The 4,208-nt window shown below is 57.9% G+C and carries 8 protein-coding genes; 4 read left to right on the forward strand and 4 right to left on the reverse strand.

Annotation, left to right across the window (positions count from 1 at the left end; translation table 11 throughout):
* Nucleotides 1–201: 201 nt before the first annotated feature.
* The 4 genes from A9W96_RS30000 to A9W96_RS01530 are packed head-to-tail and all read right to left on the reverse strand — an operon-like array spanning nucleotide 202 to nucleotide 1,223.
* Nucleotides 202–399: a hypothetical protein gene (locus A9W96_RS30000; protein WP_082971997.1), complete on the reverse strand. Its 198-nt coding sequence runs from the start codon at nucleotides 397–399 to the stop codon at nucleotides 202–204.
* Between the two features lie 43 nt (nucleotides 400–442).
* Nucleotides 443–655 (reverse strand): hypothetical protein, encoded by a 213-nt coding sequence (locus tag A9W96_RS01520; protein WP_067137558.1) that lies wholly within the window; start codon nucleotides 653–655, stop codon nucleotides 443–445.
* On the reverse strand, nucleotides 652–921 hold the full coding sequence (locus A9W96_RS01525) for a hypothetical protein (protein ID WP_067137560.1): 270 nt from the start codon (nucleotides 919–921) through the stop codon (nucleotides 652–654). The genes A9W96_RS01520 and A9W96_RS01525 overlap by 4 nt, the downstream gene beginning before the upstream one ends.
* Nucleotides 921–1,223: a hypothetical protein gene (locus tag A9W96_RS01530; RefSeq protein WP_067137563.1), complete on the reverse strand. Its 303-nt coding sequence runs from the start codon at nucleotides 1,221–1,223 to the stop codon at nucleotides 921–923. The genes A9W96_RS01525 and A9W96_RS01530 overlap by 1 nt, the downstream gene beginning before the upstream one ends.
* 154 nt (nucleotides 1,224–1,377) lie before the next feature.
* Here A9W96_RS01530 and A9W96_RS01535 point away from each other — a divergent pair, with 154 nt between their 5' ends.
* The 4 genes from A9W96_RS01535 to A9W96_RS31135 form a co-directional block, all read left to right on the forward strand.
* A complete protein-coding gene (locus tag A9W96_RS01535) occupies nucleotides 1,378–2,154 on the forward strand; it encodes a hypothetical protein (protein WP_156765076.1) in 777 nt (258 codons plus the stop codon).
* Between the two features lie 393 nt (nucleotides 2,155–2,547).
* On the forward strand, nucleotides 2,548–2,730 hold the full coding sequence (locus tag A9W96_RS01540) for a hypothetical protein (protein ID WP_067137567.1): 183 nt from the start codon (nucleotides 2,548–2,550) through the stop codon (nucleotides 2,728–2,730).
* A gap of 24 nt (nucleotides 2,731–2,754) precedes the next feature.
* Nucleotides 2,755–2,973, forward strand: a complete 219-nt coding sequence (locus A9W96_RS31130; RefSeq protein ID WP_156765077.1) for a hypothetical protein — start codon at nucleotides 2,755–2,757, stop codon at nucleotides 2,971–2,973.
* Between the two features lie 501 nt (nucleotides 2,974–3,474).
* A partial coding sequence (locus tag A9W96_RS31135) for a hypothetical protein (protein WP_156765078.1) occupies nucleotides 3,475–4,208 on the forward strand: 734 nt, incomplete at its 3' end.

The following is a 4,208-nucleotide window of genomic DNA, read 5'->3' on the forward strand; positions in this document are numbered from 1 at the left end:
TTCACCGCGGCGATAGTTGATTTCTCCTGTTTTAGACATAGGTGTCCTCCTTTCGGAATGGGATTTCGTTGATTACAGCCTTTGTTTCAAATCAAAGGCATGTTTGGATTATGCAACAAATTGGATATTTATGCAATACTATTAACTCGCTATTCAACCTGTTGAACTGCGGCTTTACAGAGGTAGGCGTGAGCAGTTTGGTCAATATTTTTGCGATGTGTAATAAACAACAACGCGAATCATGATGACGAGAATGGCCGCAATTCCGACAATTGTGGCTAGCGTCGGCCACATGGCGCAGAGCACCTTGACCGCACACCAGAGGGCGACGGCCGCGGCAAGGATGCTGAAGCACCAGCCGGTCAGGCGGCTAATCCAGTGACTCGGATCGGGGGTCATGACGCTTCTGGGCCCCGCAGTTCGGCCACCATGCCAGACCCCACTAACCGGCGAGATTTCGCCATGACTGGCCGGCAGCGTCGTTCATGGCGCGCCGCGCATGGTGGAAGTCGTGATTGATGCGGTGGTCAGCGATCGTCAGCTCAGTCTTGAGTTGAGCGAGAGACCGCTGGGCTGAATCGGAATCTACGAAATGCACATACGCCGCGAGCCCGCAGAAGGCGATAAAGCCGAGGATGATCGCCAGTTCCATCATGACGCCACACCCGCCTCGATCTGGCGAAGCCGTTTCCGGAGGTCGGTGTCTCCATCGGCAAGTGCGTCCGCGTATCGACCGAGTTCACGGCGCACCGATGTGGCATGTGCGGCGAACTCCGAGGCCACCTCCTCGCGCTCGTCGTCACGCAGGTCGTGATCTTCGGGATTCGGGCACAGGCGAGACCGAGTGAGCGCCACAACGAGGACTCCGGAGATGACTGAGCCGCTGGCGAATGCTGCGGCGACGGCCAGCGCGGGGGACATCACAGCGGGAACTCCGAACCGAACTGGCGCTGGATTCGACCGGCTTTGTCGACGAAGCCGACTTCGATCCGTGTCAGGACGGCATCGAGCACGGGGTCACCGTTGGCCAGATGCTTCCGGTACCCGTCCAGGTCAACGGCGCGTTCCATGATGCGGCCGGCCAGGGCAGCTTCGGCGTCGACGTGCAGACCCGCAAGCTTGGTCTCATGAACTTTCTGCTCGACGGCTTTCTTATACGCGCGCACGTCCCGTGACGGGATGACGCTCTTGCTGGGGTTTGCCCAGCGTTCTAGCTCGCTCATCGCGATCCTCCTTTGATGGATGTCGGCGGATGCCCCGACAGCAGGAACGCTAGGAGGACACGCGAGGAGCTGTCGTGACACGAAAGTGACATCGGACGTCTCGCCCTCGGACATCAGACATCTCGCGACGCAATAGTGTGCAGAGGTGGGTCTGGTGTCCGAGGGCGAACCGCCCGATGAACTGACGGGCGCTGTGCATAAGGAGCTTCTTGCCGCACGCCGGTCCCGACATGGGCTCTCGGCGATCTCGATGGCCGCTTGCCCGACCATGCGCCGACTGCTCGGCGAAGGCGATCCGCTGATCGCCTTCCAGCGGCTTCAGCACCGCATACTTGAGACGCTCGATACTGGCGACGATGTTCGGGCGATCGAGGCCGCCGCCTATTCGCTGGGCCTTGGATCGGCCGGGGAGACGCACCTTGATCGGCTGAACGACTTCGGTGCCGATTACGGTCTCGAAGCGCGTCAGGTACGCCGGTATTCCGACCTGGGAATGCGCCAACTTGCACAACTGATCACCAGCAACTGGATCGTGCATGCCGTTCCGACGCTTGAAGTCTTCGCAACGCAGCAGACGACTGGCTCGTTGGCCGTCACACTTCGGTCGAGTCGCCCCGATCTGATCGACATGTCGAGTCTTGAGTCCTTCCTGGTCGGTGAGAACGGCAAACGAACCCGGGTTGAGCAGACGTCATTCGACGAAGAATCAACTGATCGCGTGATCGTGCAGACTCTCCGAGAGCCCTTTGTACTTCCCGCTCCCGCGCCAGGCTCACCGCGTCATTTGCGATTTGAATGGAACGGTGAAGTCTGGCCCCGCTTCGTCATGAATGTCGTTGGCCTAATAGCGCCCGAATATGTGCTCACGACCCAGACACTTGGAAACGCAATGCAGCTCTCATTGGAAAAGCTTGAAAGAATTTCGCCGTAGGGAATTCGGATTCCTTCGATCAACTTCGGACGGGTGCGAATGACAGCCCCTCCCACGGCCTACTGAGATGTGGCGACTCTCAACGAATCCTTAGCATGGGTGATCCGACGGCACCCAGCTGGCGCCGACCCAGCAGCTGAGCTATTTTCGCGAAGTCGACCGCCTGGGCAGAACTGGAACGGAGTCACAGTGGTTATGCCCCGTATGGAACCTCTGCCAATGCCGAAAGCGATGTCTACAGAATGCTTCAGCTCGAGGCCCAGATCGCCCCGACCGGCGACATTGCATGCTATGGCAGGCGCGAGGAGGTGATCCGGATAGCAGCGCATTCCAGATCAAGCGCACGAATGTGTCCGTCTCGATGACCGCGTCAACAACCGGACGCACTACCCGATGAAGTTCCGACGCCGGTGGGTGGTCGAACACGCCGCGTCGCAGACCGGAACAATCCTCGAATTCACTCCCGGACCTGACGACGGCGCTCGGGTCGACGAGCTCCTCTCCTATCGTGGATTCTGGCTCTACAACGAGCGTAAGCCGGCGGTACCGCGCAGCAACGGTGTGCCCGACCCCTAAACCAGGGCGCGAGGGCGATCTGGCATGGGATATGTCAGCGGGGCCGTTGGTTCAATACCGGAAATCGGCTGGTTCGTGGACGGCGAGGGCTTGATGTCGCTGTCCATGCACACCCTCGATCGACCGGGTCCGAAGCCGACGGTTTGGTTCCGTCTGGGTCAAACTGGTAACCCAGGTGAGCACAAAACGCTGCAGCGGCGCTACGACCGCCATCGCCAAACACAGTTGAGGATATCGAACTGACGGACCGCAAGAGATCCTGGAGGTGTGGTCGCTGCATGACCGGTGCGGTGTCACGATGCCGGCGGACAATCGTGCTGAGGAGATTGTGTACGAATTGGCACCACGCAGCCAGTTCAGGCGATCCGCCGCCAGAGATCGGCCGCGGACCTACACTGAACAGCACATTGCGATGCTCGACCAACCGGTGCCCAGAGAAGCCACGAGCATCAGGGGGGCGGTCTGCGTCGAGATGGATTCCGGTGTGGGCGCCGCTACTTTAATAGATGCGCGGCATCACAGTTGGCAGGGGCAGATGCCGTTTGATACCACGGCCCACCCGCTGACTGGCTTCAGCTCAATGTTCTACGCCCGCGCTAGGGCGCGTAGGCATAGCGATCCTGAAAGAAAGGCTCGCCGTCGTATTAAGCGTAGAACCTTTCGAGGCATGACGCTAACTTCCCTACTCGCTCTGCGGCCCTGTTCTAGATTGGATGTCGCCTATGGATGCCGGGGCTAGAGCTTATGTCTGAGCGAATTTGCACCGAGCCGCTGGAAGAGCACCTCAAATCAAGGGTCTCTTTCGACTCAACAGACCGACCAGGGGCCGACTATCGTTTTGCATTCGGTACAGGTTATAAGCGAGCAAAGCACAGTTTCCTTGGCGGTGTATTTTGTTGGGCCTTAGTCGCGGCAAGCGTTGCCCTAGCATCGCTCGGCTGCTTTTTACAGATTCGATTACGGCTCGTTGATATGAACGTGATAGATGGCGCCACTGCTCGCGCAATTAAAGGGCAGAGCTTGGAGCTGTTGACTTGGGCCTTAGCCGCGATTTCCCTCCGCCTACTTTTCAGTTTGTGGCTAAAAGTTCGAATTTTGGCTTTTATTGATACCTGGAAGCGTCAGTCGGTCATTCATCCGCCCGCACCTTCTCAAGCGAACGGGTTTTCACGTTCTGCGATTGCCCTACGAGACTACGGCGATATGTATACGCCTATAGAGATCGCTAATGCCTACGTCAGCCTCGCGAATCCAGCGCAGGTAAATCCGCGGATTGTACACACTTTAACTTTGAGCGGCCAAACGTATCGGCATATCGTCCATAGGAAGGCCTTGCCGGGTGTTGACCTACAGGGGCAAAAGCGAAGTTTCGCAGTTGTTCATCGTGCTAGAAAAGGCGTGATTTTGGACAATTTTTCTTTGTCCATAGACGGCCAAGACTCAAGTTCTCTATCATTGCGTGAAAGTCGTACGTTGAC

The organism is Mycobacterium sp. 1245852.3, assembly GCF_001669335.1.
Lineage (GTDB): Bacteria > Actinomycetota > Actinomycetes > Mycobacteriales > Mycobacteriaceae > Mycobacterium > Mycobacterium europaeum_A.